Annotated in this window: 17 protein-coding genes, 1 tRNA gene and 1 pseudogene; 7 read left to right on the forward strand and 12 right to left on the reverse strand. The window is 63.8% G+C overall.

Annotated features, from left to right (window positions below):
- Positions 1–30 precede the first annotated feature (30 nt).
- Positions 31–106, forward strand: a tRNA-Ala gene (locus tag KH616_RS02820).
- Between the two features lie 440 nt (positions 107–546).
- Complete coding sequence (locus KH616_RS02825; RefSeq protein ID WP_292236197.1) at positions 547–1,293, forward strand: SinI family restriction endonuclease; 747 nt, start codon at positions 547–549, stop codon at positions 1,291–1,293.
- On the opposite strand, the gene KH616_RS02830 is transcribed toward KH616_RS02825, so the two are convergent.
- Together KH616_RS02830 and vsr are read right to left on the reverse strand one after the other, a co-directional pair.
- Positions 1,290–2,777 carry a DNA cytosine methyltransferase gene (locus KH616_RS02830; RefSeq protein ID WP_292236198.1) on the reverse strand — a complete coding sequence of 496 codons (1,488 nt, stop codon included), beginning with the start codon at positions 2,775–2,777 and terminating at the stop codon, positions 1,290–1,292. The genes KH616_RS02825 and KH616_RS02830 overlap by 4 nt on opposite strands.
- A 258-nt stretch (positions 2,778–3,035) precedes the next feature.
- Positions 3,036–3,494, reverse strand: coding sequence for a DNA mismatch endonuclease Vsr (gene vsr, locus KH616_RS02835; RefSeq protein WP_366834250.1), 459 nt, complete (start codon positions 3,492–3,494; stop codon positions 3,036–3,038).
- Positions 3,495–4,144: 650 nt separating this feature from the next.
- Here vsr and KH616_RS02840 point away from each other — a divergent pair.
- The 3 genes from KH616_RS02840 to KH616_RS02850 all read left to right on the forward strand — a co-directional run bounded on the left by KH616_RS02840 (position 4,145) and on the right by KH616_RS02850 (position 7,702).
- Positions 4,145–4,414 carry a MoaD/ThiS family protein gene (locus tag KH616_RS02840; protein WP_292236201.1) on the forward strand — a complete coding sequence of 90 codons (270 nt, stop codon included), beginning with the start codon at positions 4,145–4,147 and terminating at the stop codon, positions 4,412–4,414.
- Positions 4,415–4,446: 32 nt separating this feature from the next.
- Complete coding sequence (locus tag KH616_RS02845; protein ID WP_292236202.1) at positions 4,447–5,649, forward strand: exo-alpha-sialidase; 1,203 nt, start codon at positions 4,447–4,449, stop codon at positions 5,647–5,649.
- Between the two features lie 328 nt (positions 5,650–5,977).
- Positions 5,978–7,702 (forward strand): methyl-accepting chemotaxis protein, encoded by a 1,725-nt coding sequence (locus tag KH616_RS02850; protein WP_292236231.1) that lies wholly within the window; start codon positions 5,978–5,980, stop codon positions 7,700–7,702.
- Positions 7,703–7,826: 124 nt separating this feature from the next.
- Here the strand turns inward: KH616_RS02850 and KH616_RS02855 are convergent.
- The 4 genes and pseudogenes from KH616_RS02855 to KH616_RS02870 form a co-directional block, all read right to left on the reverse strand.
- Positions 7,827–8,993, reverse strand: a pseudogene (locus tag KH616_RS02855) (ABC transporter permease).
- 8 nt (positions 8,994–9,001) lie between these two features.
- The gene (locus KH616_RS02860) at positions 9,002–10,156 is read right to left on the reverse strand and encodes an ABC transporter permease (RefSeq protein WP_292236204.1); all 1,155 of its coding nucleotides are present in this window, start codon (positions 10,154–10,156) and stop codon (positions 9,002–9,004) included.
- 21 nt (positions 10,157–10,177) lie between these two features.
- Entirely contained in the window at positions 10,178–10,870 is a 693-nt protein-coding gene (locus KH616_RS02865; protein WP_292236206.1) for an ABC transporter ATP-binding protein, read from the reverse strand.
- 1 nt (position 10,871) lies between these two features.
- Positions 10,872–12,080 carry an efflux RND transporter periplasmic adaptor subunit gene (locus KH616_RS02870; RefSeq protein ID WP_292236234.1) on the reverse strand — a complete coding sequence of 403 codons (1,209 nt, stop codon included), beginning with the start codon at positions 12,078–12,080 and terminating at the stop codon, positions 10,872–10,874.
- A gap of 521 nt (positions 12,081–12,601) precedes the next feature.
- On the opposite strand from KH616_RS02870, the gene KH616_RS02875 reads away from it, so the two are divergent.
- Positions 12,602–12,829, forward strand: coding sequence for a hypothetical protein (locus KH616_RS02875; protein WP_292236208.1), 228 nt, complete (start codon positions 12,602–12,604; stop codon positions 12,827–12,829).
- 72 nt (positions 12,830–12,901) lie between these two features.
- Here the strand turns inward: KH616_RS02875 and KH616_RS02880 are convergent, their stop codons facing one another.
- Positions 12,902–13,639 (reverse strand): Mut7-C RNAse domain-containing protein, encoded by a 738-nt coding sequence (locus tag KH616_RS02880; protein WP_292236210.1) that lies wholly within the window; start codon positions 13,637–13,639, stop codon positions 12,902–12,904.
- Between the two features lie 149 nt (positions 13,640–13,788).
- Here KH616_RS02880 and KH616_RS02885 point away from each other — a divergent pair, with 149 nt between their 5' ends.
- On the forward strand, positions 13,789–14,427 hold the full coding sequence (locus tag KH616_RS02885) for a LysE family translocator (protein WP_292236212.1): 639 nt from the start codon (positions 13,789–13,791) through the stop codon (positions 14,425–14,427).
- Between the two features lie 352 nt (positions 14,428–14,779).
- Here the strand turns inward: KH616_RS02885 and KH616_RS02890 are convergent, their stop codons facing one another.
- From KH616_RS02890 to KH616_RS02910, 5 genes are all read right to left on the reverse strand, one after another.
- Entirely contained in the window at positions 14,780–15,613 is an 834-nt protein-coding gene (locus tag KH616_RS02890; RefSeq protein ID WP_292236214.1) for an OmpW family outer membrane protein, read from the reverse strand.
- Between the two features lie 19 nt (positions 15,614–15,632).
- Entirely contained in the window at positions 15,633–16,874 is a 1,242-nt protein-coding gene (locus tag KH616_RS02895) for a DUF2957 domain-containing protein (protein WP_292236216.1), read from the reverse strand.
- Between the two features lie 116 nt (positions 16,875–16,990).
- Complete coding sequence (locus KH616_RS02900; RefSeq protein WP_292236218.1) at positions 16,991–18,409, reverse strand: DUF2957 domain-containing protein; 1,419 nt, start codon at positions 18,407–18,409, stop codon at positions 16,991–16,993.
- Between the two features lie 438 nt (positions 18,410–18,847).
- Positions 18,848–19,795 (reverse strand): N-acetyl-gamma-glutamyl-phosphate reductase, encoded by a 948-nt coding sequence (argC, locus tag KH616_RS02905; RefSeq protein WP_292236220.1) that lies wholly within the window; start codon positions 19,793–19,795, stop codon positions 18,848–18,850.
- 147 nt (positions 19,796–19,942) lie between these two features.
- Positions 19,943–20,533 carry a YbhB/YbcL family Raf kinase inhibitor-like protein gene (locus tag KH616_RS02910; protein ID WP_292236223.1) on the reverse strand — a complete coding sequence of 197 codons (591 nt, stop codon included), beginning with the start codon at positions 20,531–20,533 and terminating at the stop codon, positions 19,943–19,945.
- Between the last annotated feature and the right edge of the window lie 260 nt (positions 20,534–20,793).

Consider the following 20,793-nt stretch of genomic DNA (forward strand, 5'->3'; position numbering starts at 1 on the left):
GCAAATGCGTGTGTATGATGTTTTGTCGTTGGGGCGGTAGCTCAGCTGGGAGAGCGTCGCGTTCGCAATGCGAAGGTCGGGAGTTCGATCCTCCTCCGCTCCACCAATAAATTCCCTTTGAAACCGGCCACTGAGACTAGACCGATATTTTTTCAGCGTATGCAAAAATATCGGTCTCTGACGAACTGAGGCCTTATGATTTTGCAACAAAGCCGGCCTTGTGCCGGCTTTGTTGTTTCTGCAGAGTTGAGACATCTTCAATACTGCTAATTCGTAGTAGGCGGCCACTTTCTCGGGAAACACATAAGGGGACGGCATCGCCGTGACAGGCGCATGCATCATTGATGCACCCGTGTACTAGCAGCAATGCCTAAAAACTCTGGGCGTGCCACATGTATTCAGGCATGTTTCCGGAGTCGTCTATTCATTTTCATGCGAAATGCGCACGTTGCTTTGAGCCCCATTGTCTTCAGGAGACAGCGAACAGTTGCCGCACCACCATGGCTGCGCTACAGTTCGCACCCCAGCCATAAAAATTGAGATGAAATGAGCTTCGTAGCAAATGCAGAGGAAGTCGCTCGGTTGGCAATGCAAGCAATCGATCCATCGCTTACTGAAAAATACGTGGGATTGATTCAACTGCTCGTTCTCAATCCGGGCGCGGCATCGAAAATGCGCAGCAAAAAGTCCCCGCCCGTCGGATCGGCTGACTATATCAGAGCCCAGGCAGTAAACTTCCATGGCAGCAGGACTCCGAGAGCTCCGGAGCCGCCAGCGACAGTGCCGGACGAGATGGTGTCTTTCATTCTGCATAACCACTTCGACGTCCCTGAGGCTAACCTGGAGCGAGCTAGGAATGAGCACCAGCTCTCGATGGGGGCCGAGAACCTCGTCGGAGAGCTTCTTGAGCGTTATCTCGCCGCCGTCATGGAACCGCGCGGCTGGATTTGGTGCTCAGGTTCGACCGTCAAAGCAGTTGATTTCATCAAGCCGCCTACAACGCCGGATGGCTTGTGGAGGCTGCTGCAAGTAAAAAATCGCGACAATTCGGAGAACTCTTCCAGCTCGGCAATTCGGAACGGAACCACCATTGAAAAGTGGTTCCGAACGTTTTCGAAAAGGCAGGATTCCAATTGGCAAGCTTTCCCCGACGAGGAAATTCGTCCCCTTTCTTTCTACGGAAGGGTTCAACAGATACGTCAAGACCTATCTGGACGCTCTGCCGTAACTCGATTGCGTGTCCGTGTGACGCTGGATCGTCTCATCGCTATTGAAAAAGCAAGACATGGTTAGTGGTGTCCCTCTGTTTCGAAAAGAGCGAGTTGCGAAACGGGCACCTCCTGTGGCTTGCGCTGTTTCTTTTCCGGCTTTTCCGGCTTGGATTGGTCGGGGAAGAGCCCGAGGGCTTTCCTCGTGTTCCTTTCCCAACTAAGTTCATCCGTTCCCTTGTAGCGGGAGAACGGAAAGCCGGCCGGAGGCTGGATTTCGTCCCCGGCCATATGCGCGAGAATCGCTCGGCCGACAGCTTCGCCGAGGCCGACTGGAACCGCGTTGCCGACTTGGCGATACTGATCGATGAGTTTCCCGCCAAGTTGCCAGTCATCTGGAAACATCTGAATTCGCTTGTACTCCTGAATCGAAAGCGGACGGTTTTCCTCCGGGTGACAAATATCCGTCGCAGGCATGTTCGGTGCCGTCACCAACGTACAGCTCGGCTTCTCCCAGGCCAGACGGCGCAGGAAGCCGGTTTTACCCCCCCCTGAGTAGTAGCTTTTCCCCAGAGCCTCCTTTTGGAGATCCTCGGGCAAGTGCTTCCAATACTGCCCAGGCCCAAGCAGGCGGTAATAGCGCAGCCGATCCTCGGGGAAATCCACGTGGTCGCAGCCATCAACTTGTTCGATGGCGTCGCGCAGCGTGTTCCATTTCGGCAAACCGAACGAACCATCTTGGCTGTGGGTCGGATTCAAATGGGGGAGTTCTTTGCCGTCTCGCGAACAGAGCAAGATAACTCGTTCGCGCACTTGAGGCACTCCAAAATTCGCTGAGTTATAGAGGTTGAACGACACTCCATAGCCGCCGGCACGCAGCATCTCAAGAATATGGAGCAAGGCTCCACCTGGTTTTTCTTCATAGCCGGGATCCCACTGCTCGTCGCGCTCGGCGTGTGGCCGATGTGAAAGCGGGGCCGAGAGTAAACCTCGCACGTTCTCGATGACGGCGTATTTCGGTTTGAGCTCGAGAATCAAATCGATGAATTTCAGGAAGACGTTGCCACGGGCATCTTCAAAGCCCCGACGTGAGCCGGCCGTCGAAAATGCCTGGCACGGCGGCCCCCCGACGATGACATCGATCTCGTCGGTTTGTGATAGTCCCGCAGCTTCTCGAATGTCCGTTGCCGAATACTTCCAGATGTCGCCGAGAAGAGCCAGGTCGGGCCGGTTCATCTCTATTGTTTTGCGGCAGTGCCTGTCGACTTCGCACGCAAGCAGAACATGCAGCCCTGCTCTTTCCAAGCCCTGATCGAGACCCATAGCCCCAGAGAAAAACGAGAGAACCCTCAGATCTGGCAACGGTCCTTTGCGCCGCGTGGCGTGATCCTCCGGCTCACCGCGATTGCTGCTCGCGTAAACTTCCACGGAAGAAGGGGATATGAGCCATTGCTTGCCAATTTGACGGCCGTCGAGTTGGCCGGAGCGAAGCATTGAGCGAACGCGTTGCTGCGAAACGCCCAAGCGCTCGGCGGCGTCCTTCACGGATAGAAAATCTGGGATGTTCATCTTGGAATGTTCTGTGTTTCGCCGTCGAAAGCGAAATTATACCAACAGCGCCGCTCGTACTAATATCGGGTCGCAACATATTGTCGGTCAACGCCATATTGATAGTTTGTTTATATAAATCAATTGGTTGCGTCGCATTGCGCTATGGCGTGATGGTTCGCGGTGGACATGGCCTGCAAGGTCGTCTGAATTGATGCAGCGGGCCGGCGATGTTCTGTACATTCAGGCTGCAAAATACCGAACCGCGGAAATCGTCGATTAGCTTGACGGCCTCGAGCGTTTCGTATCGTGTTTGCCATCGGATTTAAGTTGCCTTACAAGGCGGCGCTCGACCAGTTCGGGCTGACGGAGCTCGCACTCCCACACAACGAACACACGCCAACCTGCATCGCGCAGAGCTTTGCGTTGACGCTCAAATCGCACGACGTTGGCGTTCAGCTTCCGAGCCCAGAAATCAGTATTGGTGTGGGGTATTCTTGCGCTTCTACAGCCTGGATGCTGGTGCCAAAAGCAGCCGTGCATGAAAACTACTGCGCTGTATTTCGGCAGAACAATGTCGGGTGTCCCGGGCAGATCTCTGCGATGGAGTCGGAATCTGAAGCCCGCGCGATGCAGTAGGCTGCGGAGAGCGCACTCGCCACGGCTATTCGTCGATCGGATGCGACTCATCAACGCGCTTCGGGCTGCTGGGCTGAGTGGATCCATTGTTACGACCATCAGGGGCAGTTCAACCGGGCTTTGCCATCGGTTTGAGAACCATGCTCAGCACCTTCCCCGCGACCATATGGGAAGCTGCGGCCAATCTTTTACTCAACTTCGCAGGCGCCACACGCAGGGGCACGAGCCATCTCCATGAAAGGGGGCATGACATTGTTCGGCAAACCCCCGAGCCAATTCCAGCCGAAATTTCTAATTACCTGGTCGCGGAAGCTAAACAACACAGCATACAACGCAAAGCGACAGTGCTGTCCAGATGCCTCCAGCGGATCTCACGAACATCTATCAACCACTGCGACGGTGCCTATGACTGCGGCACGGTCCGAATGGGCCAATGTCCATGCAAGCTCTACTCACAGTCGATCAGCGAGCTGGACACCTACAGAAATCCGTTGTCAGCATTCGTAGCGATACGACCCGCAATCCTCGGTCTCTTCCGCCGATCTATCGTCTTCTCAACACGAAGCTGCTTCTTTTACATGTAGAAGACATAGAGCGACGGATTACCCCACACGTCACAGGCGGTGAATCTTCTAGCGCGACGAAATCGCCGCAACCCGAAAAGCGCCGACAGGTGCGTCCAACCGCAGCCGAATCCCCCGCCGCATTGGACTAAACTTAAACCCCCAGCCTCAAAGCCAGCCACCATCATGGCGCACCTGTTTTTCGCGGCCTCGATCCAACGGCACATCGCGATGCCGGAACGCGACGTCACCGCGCATTCGGTCGACGAGGCGCTGGCTGCCGCGTTCGCCGACGAGCCGCGGCTGCGCGGCTACATCCTCGATGATCAGGGTGGGCTGCGCCGCCATCTGCGGGTGTTCGTCGACGGTAAACCAATGCGCGACCGTCGTCATCTGTCGGATCCGGTCGGCGCGGACAGCCGCATCTACGTCGTGCAAGCGCTGTCGGGCGGCTGACGTCGCGCGTGGACGACATCGGAGTGCACATCGTGAATGACGACCGCCTGATCGTAGGTACCCGCAAAGGACTGTTCGTTTTCGAAGCGGATGAGGCCAGCCCGAGCCGATGGAAGCAGGCCGCGCTTCATTTCATCGGCGAGCCGGTCAGTTCCGCGCTTGCCGATCCGCGCGACGGCACGCTTTATGCCGCGCTCAATCTCGGTCATTTCGGCGTGAAACTGCATCGTCTGCGCGCGGATGCGAGCGAGTGGGAGCCGTGCACGACGCCCGTTTATCCTCATCAGCCGGAAGCCGACGCAGCGTCCGGCGCGGCAACCTTGAGCGGGACTGCCGATGCGTCCGTCAGATCTGACGGGGCGGCCGATCCTGCCTCGCAAGCCAGTAACGAAGATCGGCCGACAGCAAGCGAACCCCTGTGGTCGCTCGAGCAGATCTGGACGCTGGAGCCGGGCGGCCTCGATGAGCCTGGAACGCTCTGGGCCGGCACGATCCCGGGCGGTCTGTTCCGTTCGGACGACGGCGGCGAAAGCTGGACGTTGAACCGCGCGTTGTGGGATCGCCCCGAGCGCCTCGAGTGGATGGGCGGCGGATATGATCACGCCGGCATCCACTCGGTGATGATCGATCCGCGTGACAGCCGCCATGTGACGGTCGGCGTCTCGTCGGGCGGCATCTGGCAAACGACCGACGGCGGCGCCACGTGGCGCGCGACGACGAAAGGCATGCATGCGGACTACATGCCGCCCGAGCGGAGCGATGAGCCGAATGTCCAGGATCCGCATCGCGTCGTCCAGTGCAAAGCGGCGCCGGACGTGCTCTGGACGCAGCATCACTGCGCGATCTTCCGGTCGACGGACGGTGGCGAGCATTGGACGCGCATCGAGGCGCAACCGTCGAATTTCGGCTTCGCCGTGGCCGTTCATCCGCAGGATCCGGATACGGCGTGGTTCGTGCCCGCCGTCAAGGACGCTTGCCGCATTCCCGTCGACGGGCGCTTTGTCGTCACGCGCACGCATGACGGAGGGCGCACATTCGAGCCCTTCTCCGAAGGCTTGCCGCCGGCGCCTGCTTACGATCTGGTCTACCGGCACGGGCTGGCCGTCGATGCGTCGGGTACCCGGCTCGCGATGGGTTCGACGACGGGCGGGCTGTGGGTCTCCGACGATGCCGGCGAAAGTTGGCAGGAAGTCTCCGCGCATCTGCCACCGATCTACCATGTGAGTTTTGGCTGAACCCGGAGGCGTGGCCGGTAGCGGGCCGCGCATCGCACTGTGCGTCGTCCGTCGCTGTCTGGCGCGCCGCACCGACCGGTCATCGCCGCTCGCCTCTCGCATCCACCTCCGGCGAGCGATCCCCAAGCCGCCCGGTTTCCTCAAGCCATTTCGGTTCCGGAGCCTCTGCCGCAGCCGATCTCGGTGGCCCAGCTCCCGTCTCGCTTGCACGCCCGATCAAGAACCCTTCCGACCCGCCGTTAACGAAGAATTCGGGTCATCGCGCCCAGTTGCCGGCCCTGAAGCTCTCTCTCCTGATCGTTTCCGGAAAATCTGAAAAATGTCGCGAATGTCGTTGAGTCGGAAAGCGTGGAGCATCGTAGGTCTGCTCTGGATTTCCCTGGTCGTTCTGGTCGTCGTGAACGCGATCATGACGCGCACGTCGATGCTTGAAGCCCGAAAAGCCGTGCTTGCCCAGCAAACGCAAGTCGCAATGGGCATCATCGCCTTCTATCAGAAGAAGGCCGCCACGAACGAGCTCACGACGGCCGAAGCCAAGGCGCTCGCCATCGCCGCGCTGCGCGGGCTGCGCTACGGCGCGGATCAGAGCGGCTACTTCGGCATCTACGATTCGTCCGTCGTCGCGGTGCTGCTGCCGCCGAAACCGGAACTCGAGTCGAAGAACCTGACCGATCTGGTCGATCCGCACGGAACACACATCGCGGTCGAAATCGTCAAGCGTTCGTCGGGCGACGGCGGTCACTTCAGTTCCTATGTCTGGTCGAAGCCGGGGCAGGATGCCCCGGTGCCGAAAATCACCTATAGCGATTTCGTGCCCAACTGGGACTGGCACGTTTATACGGGTGTCTATGTCGACGACATCGATCAGGCGTTCTATGCCGAACTGCTGCGCAATCTCGCGCTCGTCGGGTTGATCGGGGTCACGCTGACGCTCGGTCTGCTCTGGCTGATCCGCAGCATTCGAACCAGTCTGGGCGGTGAGCCCGACTATGCGGCCGATCTCTGCAAGCGCATTGCGTCCGGCAACCTGACCGCTCAGGTCAAGCTCGCCAATGGCGACGACCGCAGCCTGCTGCACGCAATGAGCGGGATGCAGCGTCAGCTGACCGAGACGGTCAGCCGGATCCAGTTGTCGGCGGAGGCGATTTCGTCCGGCGCGCATCAGATCGCGGCGGGCAACATGGATCTGTCGGCGCGCACCGAGCAGCAGGCGGCGTCCTTGCAGCAGACGGCCGCGAGCATCGAAGAGCTCACGGCGACCGTCAAGCACAACACGGACAACGCGCGTCAAGGCAATACGCTCGCCTCGAACGCGTCGCAAGTCGCGGCCCGCGGCGGCGAGGTCGTCCGGCGCGTGGTCGACACGATGCACGAGATCGCCGACACCTCGGAGCGCGTGTCGCAGATCACCAGCGTGATCGACGCCATCGCTTTCCAGACCAACATCCTCGCGCTGAATGCCGCGGTGGAGTCGGCGCGGGCCGGCGAGCACGGGCGCGGCTTCGCGGTCGTCGCCGCCGAGGTTCGCAGTCTGGCTCAGCGCAGCGCGAGTGCGGCGAAGGAAATCAAGGATCTGATCGACCGATCCGTCGCTCAGGTCAACAGTGGTTCGAAGCTCGTCGATGAGGCCGGCGTCACGATCGACGAGGTGGTCAAATCCGCGCAGCGTGTCGCGGATCTGATGGGCGAGATCACCGCGGCGTCCGAAGAGCAGCACACCGGGATCGAGCAGGTCAACCACGCGGTCGCGCAGATGGATCAGGTGACGCAGCAGAACGCCGCGCTGGTCGAGGAAGCCGCCGCTGCGTCCCGGTCGCTCGGCGAGCAGGGGCGGCAGTTGACGGAGGCGATCGCGTTCTTCCGTCTCGACGCGGCGGAAAACCGGCGCGAGCGCGTGCAATCACGGGTGTCGCCGGAGGCCGCCGCGCCTGTCGCAGTCCGTCCGGCTCGTCCGATTGCCGCCGCGCGCACGGCGGTCGCTTCGGAGAGCGCCGTCTCGGCGTCGGCGGTCGCGGAGGGCGCGGGCAACGCCACGGACTGGGAAACGTTCTGAGTTTCTGCTTGCGCTGACAGCACGGCGATCCGGCTGGTCGCCCGGTCGGTTCCGGGCGCGGCCAGAGTGGCTCGCCGCACCCGATGGAGCGGGGGCGGGCGGCGCGCTATCGGCGCAACGCGCCTCACCGCGTCCGCAGCGCATCGACAATATCCATCCGTGCCGCCCGCATGGCGGGAAGAAACCCGCCAATCAATCCCATCGCCAGTGAAAACGCGATCGTTTTCACCGCAATGCCCGGCGTGAGCAGGAACCGAAACGACAGATCCGAAAACGTCTGGAAGTTGGTCGTGGAGAACGACGCCAGCTGCATCAGCGCCGCACATCCCAACCCGGCGACACCGCCCACCAGTCCGAGCAGCAACGCCTCGATCAGAAAGGCCGCGAGCATGTTGACGCGCTTGAAGCCGAGCGCCCGCAATGTGCCGATTTCCGCGACCCGGTTGGCCACCGACGCGTACATCGTGATCATCGCGCCGATCATCGCCGCAATCGAAAAGATCGTCGACAGCGTGATCCCCAGAATATTGATGAAGGTCGACAGCGCCTTCGACTGATCGCCATAGAACGTCCGCTCGCGCTTCGCTTGCTCGGCCAGCCGTGGATCGGCGTCGATGTCGGCGCTGAAGCGCGCGAAGTCGTCCGCCTGCGGAATGCGGACGACCATCGACGAATACGTGGTGCGCCGGAACGACTGCATCAGCTGATCGACGTCGCCCCAGATTTCCGAGTCGAAGCCGCTGCCGTCCGCGTCGAATTCACCGACGACAGTCCAGTCGCGCTGCGCGAAATGCAGGCGGTCGCCGATCCGCGTGCCGCTGAATCCTTTCGCGATCGCGCTGCCGACGATGATCTCGGACTATCCTGCGCCGAACATCCGTCCGGCCACGAGTTTCACTTGCGGACGCAGGCCGAAGCCGGCCGGCGAGACGCCCCGAATCACGACGTTCGACGGTTTTTGTGCGCCGGTCTTGACGAGCGAGATCAGCACGACGGCTTCCTTCGACGCCAGCGGCCGGCCCTGCGCACCGAGGGCGATCGACGGGTGCATTTCGACGATGCTCGCCTGGTTGTGGTCGATCGCGCTCTGGATTTCGGTTTCCGCGCCCTTGCGGATCACGACGACGTTGTCGTGTTCGCCCGTCGACACAAGTGTCCGGGTGAGGCCGGCGTCGAGCATCAGCACGGTCGCGAACACGAAGACGACGAGCGCCATGCCGCCCGCGGTCAGCGCGGTGGTCAGTCGGCGTGTCCACAGATTGCGTGCGATGTACGCGAACGGAATCGCCACGGCCGCTCCTAGCCGATGGCCCGCAGGCCTTCGACGACACGCACCCGCGCCGCTTGCCAGGCCGGCACGATCGCGGCGGCGATGCCGACCGCAAGGGCGCAGGCCGCCTGCAGCATGTAGGTGTTCGCCGACACGTTGAACACGGGAAACACGCCGCCCGTCGCCTGCTTGAACAGGCTCGCCGCCGGCGGCATTGCGAGCATGCCGAGGGCGCCGCCGATCACGCTGATGACGATCGATTCGCCGAACACGAGCAGCGCCAGGAATGCCGGCCCGAAGCCGAGCGCCTTGAGCGTCGCGTACTCGACGGTGCGCTCGCGCGCGCTCATCGCCATCGCATTGGCCATCACGGCCATGATGATCACGATCACCACATACGAGACGACGCGGATCGCCGCAATGATCTGATTCGACATCGCGACGAAGCCGAGCTGGAACGCCTGCTCGGTTTCGGTCAGGGTTTCGGCGAGCGAATTCCTGAAGACGGCGTCGACGTTGCGCGAAATCGCGGCGGCTTCGTCGGGATGCGATATCCCGAACACGTACACGCCCACCTGATCCGCCAGGCGGGGCGTTGTCTTGCGCACGGTCTCGTTCAGGTAGTCCCAGTGGAAGATGAGCTGCCGCGTGATCGTCGTGTCATCTCGTCCGTCGAGGATGCCGCGCACCACGAATTCCCAGGTGCCGGGATAAAGGGTGCCCTTGATCGGGATCACGTCGCCGACCCTGAAGCCGAACCGGTTTGCGAGTTGCCGTCCCACGAGGCAGCCCTTGCGGTCGCGCTGATAGTCGGCGCGCTGCTGCGCGGGCAGGCGCAGCTCGGGGTACAGGTCGAGATAGTTGTCCGACACGGCGAATTGCGCGAAGAAGTTTTTCGGCTCGCGATAGATGCCGCCGAACCAGTTGGAGCGCGCGACGATCGTCACGCCGTCGATGCCGCGAATGCGGTTTTCGTAGCTCACCGGCAGCGGAAAGACGAGCGAGATGGCGTTGCGCGTGACGAGTCGTGCATTGGAGGCCGCGGCGGCGCCCGCGTACCAGGCGTCCACCACCGTGTGCAGCAGTCCGTAGGCCAGCACCGCGATGGCCAGGCCCGCCACGGTCAGAAGGGTGCGCAGCTTGTGCCGCAGCGCGTTGCGCGTGATCAGCTTCAGCGTATACATGGCGCGCGGCCTCGGAATCGCTCAGCGAACATGTCCATCGATCAGCTCGCCTTTTTCCAGATGCACGAGCGACTGCGCCGCGCCGGCCGCATGCGCATCGTGCGTCACCATGATGAGGGTCTTGCCGAGTTCCGTGTTGAGCCGTTTCAGCAGCGAGAGCACGTCGGTGGCGGACGCGCGGTCGAGGTCGCCGGTCGGTTCGTCCGCGACGATCAGCCGCGGATCGGTGATCAGCGCGCGCGCGATGGCGACGCGCTGCTGCTGGCCGCCGGACAGCTCGGATGGGTAATGGCTCGTGCGATCGCCCAGCTTCACCATGTCGAGCACGAGTTCGACGCGTTCGCGCCGCTCTTTGCGGGTCAGCCGCGTGAGCATCAGCGGCAGCTCGACGTTCTCGAACGCGGTCAGCACCGGCATCAGGTTGTAGAACTGGAAGACGAAGCCGACGTTCGCCGCACGCCATTCGGCCAGCGCCGCTTCGGCGAGCCGCGTGATATCGAGGCCGCCCACGCGCAATTCGCCGCTGTCCGGACGGTCGATGCCCGCCACCAGATTGAGCAGCGTGCTCTTGCCGGAGCCCGACGGTCCCATCAGGGCGACGAAATCGCCCTCGCCGATGTCGAGCGTGATGTCGGTCAGGACCGGCACGATCTGCGCGCCGCGCCGGTACGACTTGGCGACGTGGCTGATTTCGACGAGCGGGGCGGGTTTCACGCTATTTCTTCTCGACGGTTACCCGGGCGCCGTCCTTGAGTTGCGGGTTCGGCGACAGGACAACCGTGTCGCCCGGCGCGACGCCCCGGATCGCCACCCGCTCGCCGATTCGCGCGCCTGTCGTCACGGCGGTCTCGTGGACGATGCCGTCTTTTATTGTGAAGATCACCTTCCGGCCGTCGCGCTCGACGATCGCGCTGGCTTGCACGGCTGTCACGGGCTGCTTGTCCTGCGGCGACGCGGGCCGGGACAGAAATGCGATCTTGGCGCTCATGTCCGGCAGCACACGCGGGTCCCGATCCACGAAGCGCACCTTGACCAGCACGGTTGCCTTCGACCGGTCCACCGTCGGCACGATGCGCGAGACGCGGCCGGCCAGTCTCACATCGGGCAGCGCATCGAGCTGGATCTGGCAGGGCTGGTCGACGTGGATCCCGGCGATGTTGGATTCCGCCACATCGGCCTCGACCTCGAGCGTGTCCATGTCGGCGATCGTCACGACCGCGCCCTTGCTGTCCGACGCGGATGAAAACGGCGTGATGTTGTCGCCGACGTTCGCGTGCTTGACGATCACGACGCCGTCGAACGGGGCGCGGATCACGGTCTGGTCGACCGCGACCCGGGCGGCCCGCGCATTGGCCTGTGCCGACGCGATGGTCGCGCGGTTGCTGCTGACCGCGGCGCGCGCCTTGTTCAGGCGGGCGAGGTCGGCGTCGTACTGCGCCGCGGGCAGCGCGCCTTTCGGCACCAGGATGGCGGTGCGGTGGAAACTGGCTTCGGCGTCCCTGAGTTCGGCTTGCTGGAGCGCCAGATTGGCCTCGGCGACTTTCACCTGTGCGAGTGCCTGATCGAGCGCCGCCTCGACGTCGCGGCTTTCGAGGCGCGCGATGATTTCGTTCTTTTTGACGCGCGTGCCTTCCAGCACGCCCAGCCATTCGACGCGTCCTTGCGCCTTCGATGCGACCGAGGCCTTGCGCTGCGGCACGACGTAGCCGGTCGCGTTGAGCAGGGTGTCGTTCTGGAATGGATAAACGGAGGTGACGGTTGCGGTTTCGACCGTCGGCCGGCCGGTCAGGACAATGGCTGCACCCGCCACGGCGGCGGCGATGACCGATGCGAGGGCCGCATAGCGGATCCAGGTGCGCCGCCGCGGTGCCGCGGCAGCCGGCGACCGGTCGATTTTCAACCTGTCCAGATTGTGATCGGGCAATTTGGGGCGCCTCATGCCGGCGGCGGCTCGTTCGTCAGCGCCGTACGACAGGGTCGCCACGACCGATCGCAATCCGCTTTCCGGGGAAATGGACGAATGCCCAGTATAGCGTCGGCGGCGTGGGGCGCGATGCGTGCCGTGTGCGCTGCGGGGCGATCCGGGCGTCCGACCGCGGCGGCGCGATCTGGAACTGGGGCGCGAGCATGGCCGGCGCTCCGGCGCAACCCGGATTCATGCTGAGTCGCGTGTGTGCAACTCCGACCCGATAATGGCCGGGCAAGCGCGATCGCACGCAAACTGTCCGCGGACATGCGCGTGCATCGCAAGCCGCTTGTCAACTTACCGCGCAGGCCTCGCGTTATGGAAACAGTGTGTCAGCGTTTGTCGTGAAAGGGTGTTGAAAAAAAACCTGCTCGACAGTGCCGGAAATACCGGCATGGCTGGCGCCTGGCCCCGATGCGAATGCCTCGCATCTTTTTGTATCGATACGTTTGATGTATTTCCCTGACAGAGGAAGAACGATGAAGAAGACGCTCGCTTCGATCATGACCGCCGCATTCGCACTGGCATCGGTTTCGGCATTCGCACAGGCTTCGGCACCGGCAGCACCGGCAGCCGCATCGGCTCCGGTCAAGCACGACAAGAGCAAGCCGAAGCACCAGCTGAAGATGCACGGCTCGAAGAAGGGCCAGGCGCGTGAAGCTGCTGCTTCCGCCGCTGGCACGAACGACAAGGGCACGCAGAACTAAGTCGTCCGCCCTCGGCCGGGTTTTCCGGCTGGACGTCGAAACCCCGCATGTCTCGGCATGCGGGGTTTTTTTTCAGGCGCCGGATGCGGCCGTGCGCATGGCGTCGACGACCGCGCGCATGCGCTGCCAGTGCGAGCCTTCCCAGAAGACGCGCCGGCATACGCCGCATTCGGCGAAGCGCCGGTGGCGTTGCCGCACGCCGGCCGGCACGCGCGACGCCGCATCGTCGGCGCTGAGCGGATGTAGCGGCGCATTGCAGCGCAGGCACAGGCGGAACGGCCGCATGGACGGCGCGAGGTCGAGCCGCGTGAACAGCTCGCGCAATTGCGCGGCCGGTTGCAGCGCGTGCAGGTAGCAGCCGCGCACGACCGCGCGCCGCTTGAGCAGTTCGCGGTCGCGGGTGAGGACGATCCGCCCGTCGTGCTCGGCGAGCGCGGCGATGGCGTCGTCGCTGAAGTGGTTGTCGTAGCAGGTGTCGAAGCCGGCGAGACGCAGCAGTTGCGCGAGGCCGCCCAGGTGCGCGTCGGCGACGAAGCGCCATTCCGGAGCGATGGGCGCGCCGTCCAGGGGACGGGCCGCGCGCTCCGGGTAGACGTCGATATGGTCGCCGTCCGCGAGCCGCCGGCCCAGCGATGCCGGCGCGCCGTTCACGCAGAGGCGCCCGATTTCGGTATGCGGCACGCCGATCGCCTCGACCATATGCTTGACGGTCGCCTCGCTCGCGAACGTGCGGGCGAACGCGCGCTCGCGCAGCGTTCGCGCGAGGAACGTGTTCAGTTCGCCGTGGAAACGGAAAGTCGCGGTCGCCATCGCCGCAGTATCGCATCGTGCGCGCGGCGGCGGCGAGCGGGATTTCTCGCGGCGCGGCGCGCAGCCCCGGCACTGACCCGGCGCCCCGGGACAAACCTGCAGCGCTCCCGGCATAATCTCCTTTCGTTTTCTTCTGAGCGGGGGCGGCAATGAGTTTGCATACATGGTGGCTGTACGTGGCGACGGTATTCGTCGTGTCGGCGATTCCCGGCCCGAACATGCTGCTCGTGATGACGCATGGCGCGCGGCACGGCCTGCGGCGCGCGTCGTCGACGATGGCGGGCTGCCTGTTTGCGCTGGTGCTGATGCTGTCGGTGTCCGCAGCCGGGCTCGGCGCGTTCCTCGAGGCATGGCCGGCGATGTTCAATGCGCTGCGCTTCGCCGGCGCCGCGTACCTGATCTACCTGGGCGTGAAAGCCTGGCGGGCGCGCGTCGACGACGCGCCGGCCGCCGATACTGCCGCCACGCAGCGCGCAACGGCGTCGGCATCGCGCGGGGCGTTGTTCCGTAACGGTTTCCTGGTCGCAGGAAGCAATCCGAAGGCCATTCTGTTTGCCGCCGCATTGTTGCCGCAGTTCATCAATCCGTCCGAGCCGACGCTGCCGCAGTTCGGCGTACTGGTCGTCACGTTCGCGGTGATCGAAGTCAGCTGGTATCTCGTCTATGCGTCGTTCGGCACGCGCATCGGCGCGACGCTGAAGAGCCAGAGCGTCGCGAAGGTGTTCAACCGGCTGACGGGCGGCCTGTTCGTCGGTTTCGGCGCGATGATGGCGCTCGTTCGACACTGATCGCGATGCCCCGTCTTCGCAAGACGGCGGGGCATTCGTCTTTCCGGGGCCGGCTTCCGGTGTGCCGGCGGCATGGATGAGGCGGCGCTGGCCGGGTCAGGCGGCGTTTCAGGGCAGGGCGGCCGGGGTCGCCGGTTCCGCTGTTGCGGACGACGCTTGCCGAGAGAGGCGAACAGGGTCAGAAGAGGTGTGGCAATTTAGAGTCAGGATTCGAGGGAAAATCCTTATTTTCTCTACGGAAATGTTGCGTTGCGGAAATTGATTCGCTATAGTTGCACCTGTCTCCTCCATGTCTCCTCTGATATGGATTCAGCCCGCCTCATCAGGCGGGCTTTTTTTCGTCCATCGATCGTCAGAATTTGTACGACATCGCGACGTAGCTGATGATCGGATCCGCCTTCAGATCCGATTTCGACTCCGCCAGCACCGTGCCGTCGGCGGCCTTGATCGTCACGGTCGACGTCGTCTTCAGCGGGATGTACGTGACCGACGCGATCAACCCGAAATGCTCGGTGATGTTGTATTGCACGCCCGCGTTGAACACCGGCTGCCACGACGACGACGCCTTCGCCTCCACCTGAGTCTGTCCCGGCTTGCCGGCGCCCGCGGCGAGCACCGCGCCGAGGTTGTCGCGCGTCTGCTTGATGAAGTTCGTGTTGAGCTGAAGGTCGCTGAACCAGTTGTACGACACGCCGAGGCCCAGGAACGGCCGGAACTTCGCGTCGGCCTGCGCAAAGTAGTACTGGAAGATCAGCGCCGGGCTCCACTGGCGCACGCTTTTCACGATCGGATTGACTTCCTCGAGCCCGATGTTCTGCGTGCCGAGCGCGCCGGCCGGGCCGGGCGGCCGGATCGTGCCGCGGCCCGACACCTTGAATACCGGCGGCACGCCCGCTACCGACGTCACCGCGATGTGGTCGGTCAGGAAGTGGCTGACCGTGAGGCCGACGGTGTCCGCGCCGCTCGTGCGCAGTCCGGTGCCGGCCGACGTGAACGATCCCTGCAGTCGCAGCGGGGTGTTGATCGGCGTCGGCGCGACGTTGGTCGTGAGCGGCGTGCTGCTTTGCTGCGGCATGATGTGGAACCAGCCGAGCGTGACGAGGTTGCTGCCGGCGCTCTGCGCGTGAGCGGCGAGCGGGGCCAGCGCGGCGGCGCCTGCCGCCGCGCAGAGAAGCATGGTTTTCATGACGGCCTCCGGTGCCCGCTTACTGGACGAATGCGCCGATCGTGAAATACGGCGACGACGCATTGCTCGTGTCGAGGAAGCCGAGCACGCCACCCGTGAAGATGAGCTTGCCGGTCGGCGTCGAACTGTTCGCGCCGGCGTGCGTCGTCGTGACCGTGCCTGCCACTTTCTGCGTGTAGTCGAGGTCGAGTGCCGTCGCGAGCGACGCCTGGGATGCCTGGAACGGATCGAGCAGCGTGGCCTGCTTGCCGATCAGCGCGGTAGTCCGGTAGTTGAACTGGCTGTCGACGCCGATGTACTCGCCGTTTTGCGAGCCGAGTGCGATCGCCGTTTGCGGCGCGAGGATCGAGATGCTCGATTCGTCGTCGGCGGTGAGGCCCGGCACGCCATTGTCCGGCTGCGGGTTCGGGTTCGCGACGCCGGTGCGCACGAGGATCGGCACGAGCTGGTTGCGCAGTTTGCCGACGACCATGAAGCCTTTGCCTTGCGGCGTTGCCGACAGCGTCGGCTTCAGCTGGCTCTGGTAGTTGTTGGTCTGGAACGCGCCGCTGCCGTCGGCAGACACGGCGAGGTTCGTGCCCGGCTGGCGGCACACGCCGGCGAACTGGCCGGTCGAGTCGCACTTCACCCACGTGCCGTCGGCATTGATCGTCACCGTCGCATCGATCGACACCGGCGCGAAATTCTGCGACGGCACCTCGCCGAAGCCGAGGTGGCTGTACTTGCCGGCCACTTTCGAGAGATCGGTCTCGATCGACGAGAAGCCGATGAACGGGTAGTACGGGAACTTGGTGTCGGGCACCGCGGCCTGACCGAGCACGCCGCCGAACTGGATTTCCTTGCCGGGAATCGTGCCGCCCGCCACGCCGAAGCCGACGAAGATGCGCGCCGGCCGGCTCGGGTCGAGGCTCGCGCCGTTGAGGCGGAATGCGCACTCGTTGAGCTTGCTCGTGGGCAGCAGCGTTTCCATCGTGAGCGTGCCGCTGTCGACCGTGCCGGCGCGCGTCGGTGAGACGGTGCCGGTCGTGCGCGGCACCGGCGATTCGACATAGGTGACCTGCCAGGTCATCTTGACGGTGTCGAGTTGCAGCTTGACGAGCTCACCGCTGCCGGCGCCGCCCGTATAGACCGTGTTGTAGTCGAGCGAGGCCGGGCACAGGCGTTCTTCGACGAGCGGCGGCGGGTTGTCGCCGCTGCCGCCGCCGCAGGCCGAAAGAAGGGGCGCGGCAATAGCCGCCGCCAGGACGAGGTTCCGCTTCATGTTGCTCCTCCAGAATGTGTCTTGTGTGGCGGCCCGCTCCCTGGCGGCCGCTTCTTGCTATTGCCCTGCCGGCGCCGTGCCGGGCGCCTTGCCGTCGCGATGCGTGCTGCCGTTCGTTACTTGCTGATCTGCGCGCCGACGCCGAAATACGGTGCCGACGAGGTGCCCGAATTGGCCGACGTCGATGTGACGCCGCCATTCACCGTGCCCTGCACCAGCGCCGCATACAGGCCGCCGGTCGCGATCACGAGGCCCGAGCCGGCGGCATAGCCCGCGCCGCTCGGCGGCACGGTCATCATGCCCAGCAGGCCCGGCGTCGACTGGCTGTAGTCCAGCGTGAAGCCGTCCTCGGCGGCCTGCGTCGTCGGGTTGACGAACGTGCCGCTCGTCCCGCGGATCAGCGCTGCGGTGTACTTGAAGTTGGAATCCGCACCCGCGTAGCCGCCATCGATGCCGCCCGACTTGAGCGCCGCCGCCGAGCCGAGCACCGCGATGCCCGATTCGTCGTCGACCTGTGCGTCGGCGTGCAGCGGAGCCGTGCCGAGATAGACGTTGCCGGTGCGCACGATCACGGGCACCGTCGCACCGTTCAGCTGGCCGATCACCATATGCGCGGTCGCCGACTTGCCGGTTGCGCCGAGCATCGGCAACGACGTCTGCGGCAGGATTTGCGGCGCCTTCGTGCTGTCGAAGTAGCCGCCCTTCGTGCTGGCTTTCCACGGATCGCCGGTCGTCAGGCATCCGGACGAACCCGACGACGTGCATGCGCCGTTCGCGTCGAAAGTCTCGGTCGAGTTCGTGCCCCTGGTCGCATAGCCCGACGACGGCACGAGGTGATACAGCAGCGCGTTGTACGTGCCCGGGAGCTTCGACAGGTCGTTCGTCGTGCTCGCGAAGCCCAGATACGGATAGAAGTCGAAGTGACGGTTCGGCACCTGGCCGATGTTCTGCAGGAGTCCCGGGACGATCGTGAGGCCGTCGTACTGGATCGTCGCTCCCGGGATGCCGCCGCCCGCGACGCCCTGACCGACCAGCAGCATCGGCGGGTTCGCCGGGTTGAAATCGGCGGCGGTCGAATACGTGGAGCCGTCCGAGGCCTTGCCCGCACCCGGCGTGAGAATGAAGGCGCAACGTGTCTGCTCGGCGGTCGGCAGCATGCCGGCCGGCGGGTGCATGACATGGCCGGTGATCGTCGTGCCCACGCGCGTCGGCGTGACGGTGCCCGTCTTGAGCGGAATCGGCGAGTCGAGCCACGTCAGCGTGTAGGTCATCGCGACCGCGTCGATGTTGACGCTGACGACCTCGCCGCTACCTGCGCCGCCGAGATACGTGCTTTTCACGATGTCGGCGTTGGCCGGACACAGCGAGATGTTGACCGGTTGCGACGGAGGCGACCCTTGCGTGCCGCAGGTCGATCCGGAGCATTGTGGCGATGCGATCGGGGCGGGGCCGCCCGAATCTCCTCCGCCACATGCAACGAGAAAAGGGGCGATGGCAAAGGCCGTTGCCACTCCCTTCGATAAGGCGTGCGACATGCCGCTGTCTCCAATCATTTAATTGTGCGATGTAATGTCGCTGCGCGGATTTTTGCTGTCAATTGACGAAGTCGTCTAAAAAAGCTGATTGAAACAATGCGCACGGAATTGGGCCGTATCGGTGTTGGCCTCGAGTAAGAATTAAAACGGCAGGCGTGTGAGGGAAGGCGGGCGAAGTGGTAGCGATGCGACGGACAACGCGCGTTGTGAAAGCCTGCGCGGCGTATATCGGCCATGGGTTAAAGCGGCTGTATCCGGTTTATCCCTGATCGGGATTCACAGTAGATGCGAGAGTCGTCATTAATCGCGATGAAATTTGGAATTTGGAATTGAAAGATTGAAAATATTTGTAAATGCGTGCGAGAAAATTACGTATTGCAAGCTTCGAATAAATAAAAAAGCCGGCGCTGGGCCGGCTTGCATCGCATGCGAGGACGTTCAGCGCTTGAGTCCGCTATCCTCGGCCGCGCCGATATTGATGTTCATGCACTGGATCGCCGCGCCCGACGCGCCCTTGCCCAGATTGTCGAGACGCGCGACGGTGACGAAGCGCTCTTCGTTGCCGAACACGAACAGGTCGACGCGGTTCGTATCGTTGTTCGCCTGCACGTCGAAAAAGCCGTCGTCGAGATTCGCGGCGGCGTCGAACGGGGCAACGCGCACGAACGCCTCATCCGCGTAGTACTCGGCGAAGATGCGCTGCACGTCCTGCGGCGTCGCGTGCTTCGCGAGTTGCGACGGCGTGAAGTAGGTCGTCACTGCGAGGCCCTTGTAGAACGGGCCGACGATCGGCGTGAAGATCGGCGCATTCGCGAGGCCGGTGTGCGCAGCCATTTCCGGCAGATGCTTGTGCGTGAGCGCGAGCGCGTACGGCCGCGGGCTCGCGAGCTTGCCGGTCGCGTCGCTTTCGTAGTCGGCGATCATCTTCTTGCCGCCGCCGCTGTAGCCGGTGATCGAATAGCTGTGCGCGGAAAACGTCGGCGCGACGATGCCGGCGTCGACGAGCGGACGCATGGCGAGCACGAATGCCGAGGCATGGCAGCCCGGCACCGCGATGCGCTTCGACGTGCGGATCCGCTCGCGCTGCGTGCGCGACAGCTCCGGCAGCCCGTACGCCCAGTCCGCGCTGGTGCGAAACGCGGTGCTCGCGTCGATCAGCGTCGTGTCCGGATTTTCGACGAGCGACGCCGATTCGCGCGACGCGGCGTCGGGCAGGCACAGGAACGTGACATCCGACGCGTTGATCAGGCGACGGCGCTCGTCGACATCCTTGCGCTTGGCTTCGTCGATACGCAGGATTTCGATGTCGTTACGCGCCGACAGATATTCGAAGATTTTGAGGCCGGTCGTGCCTTCCTGGCCGTCGACAAAAACTTTGGTGCTCATTTCGCTCTCACTGAAACGGGGCCGCGGCGCTTTCGCGCCCGAAAACCGTCATTTTAAGACCACGTGCGGCGGCCCGGCGGCGCACCGGGCGAAAAAAAGACGGCGGGCGGGCCGTCTTGTGTCCCTTTATCGACGCGCCGCGCCGGCCTACTGCCCGTAGTTCACGACGAGCCGGGCGGTGCCGATCGTCTGCGTGGCGATCTCGTGCTCGAACATCGGCGCGGGGCGGCCCGGGCTGACGCGCAGGTCGAGACTCTTCAGCGCGTGAACGGTGACGATGTAGCGATGCGGTTTGCCCGGCGGCGGGCAAGGGCCGCCGTAGCCGTCGATGCCGAAATCGTTGCGCGCCTCGCTGGCCCCGATCTGGCGCAGGAAGCCCGACGCGCTGGCATTGACGGGCAGGCTCGTGACGGTTGCCGGAATGCCCGCGACGGCCCAATGCCACCAGCCGCGGCCGGGCGCATCCTGGTCGATGAACGTGACCGCGTAACCGTGCGTGCCGGTCGGCGGATTGCTCCACGACAGTTGCGGCGAGCGGTTCGCGCCCTTGCAGTCGCCGCGATCGAAGACTTGCGCGGTGCCGACGCGGCCGCCGGGCGACAGATCGTCGCTGGTGACGGTGAAGGCGGATTCCGCATGGAGCGGCGCGCACACGAAGATGGAGAGACCGAGGAGGACGGCGAGCGGGAACGGACGGCCCGATGGCGCTGGCGGAGCGATCCGGCGATCCACACGCATATGGCGCTTCTCCCGTCACGTGGGCCGGGCTGACGCGCCCGGCATCGGTCATTGTCGCAAGGGTGATCCCGACGATGGGACAAGTCTAACCCAACATTAGGGGACGTATGCGTACCGGTACGATTCGAGCCGATTGCGATGCGTTCCGGCAACGGCGCCGGGCCTGGTGCGGATCCGGTGTATGCGATGGCGTCACGACGCCGCGCGCAAAAAAAGCCGCCCGCATCGCTGCGGGCGGCTTGATGCAGCCAGACGCCGGC

It is taken from the genome of Burkholderia sp. (assembly GCF_018375725.1).
In the GTDB taxonomy this organism is placed as follows: domain Bacteria; phylum Pseudomonadota; class Gammaproteobacteria; order Burkholderiales; family Burkholderiaceae; genus Burkholderia.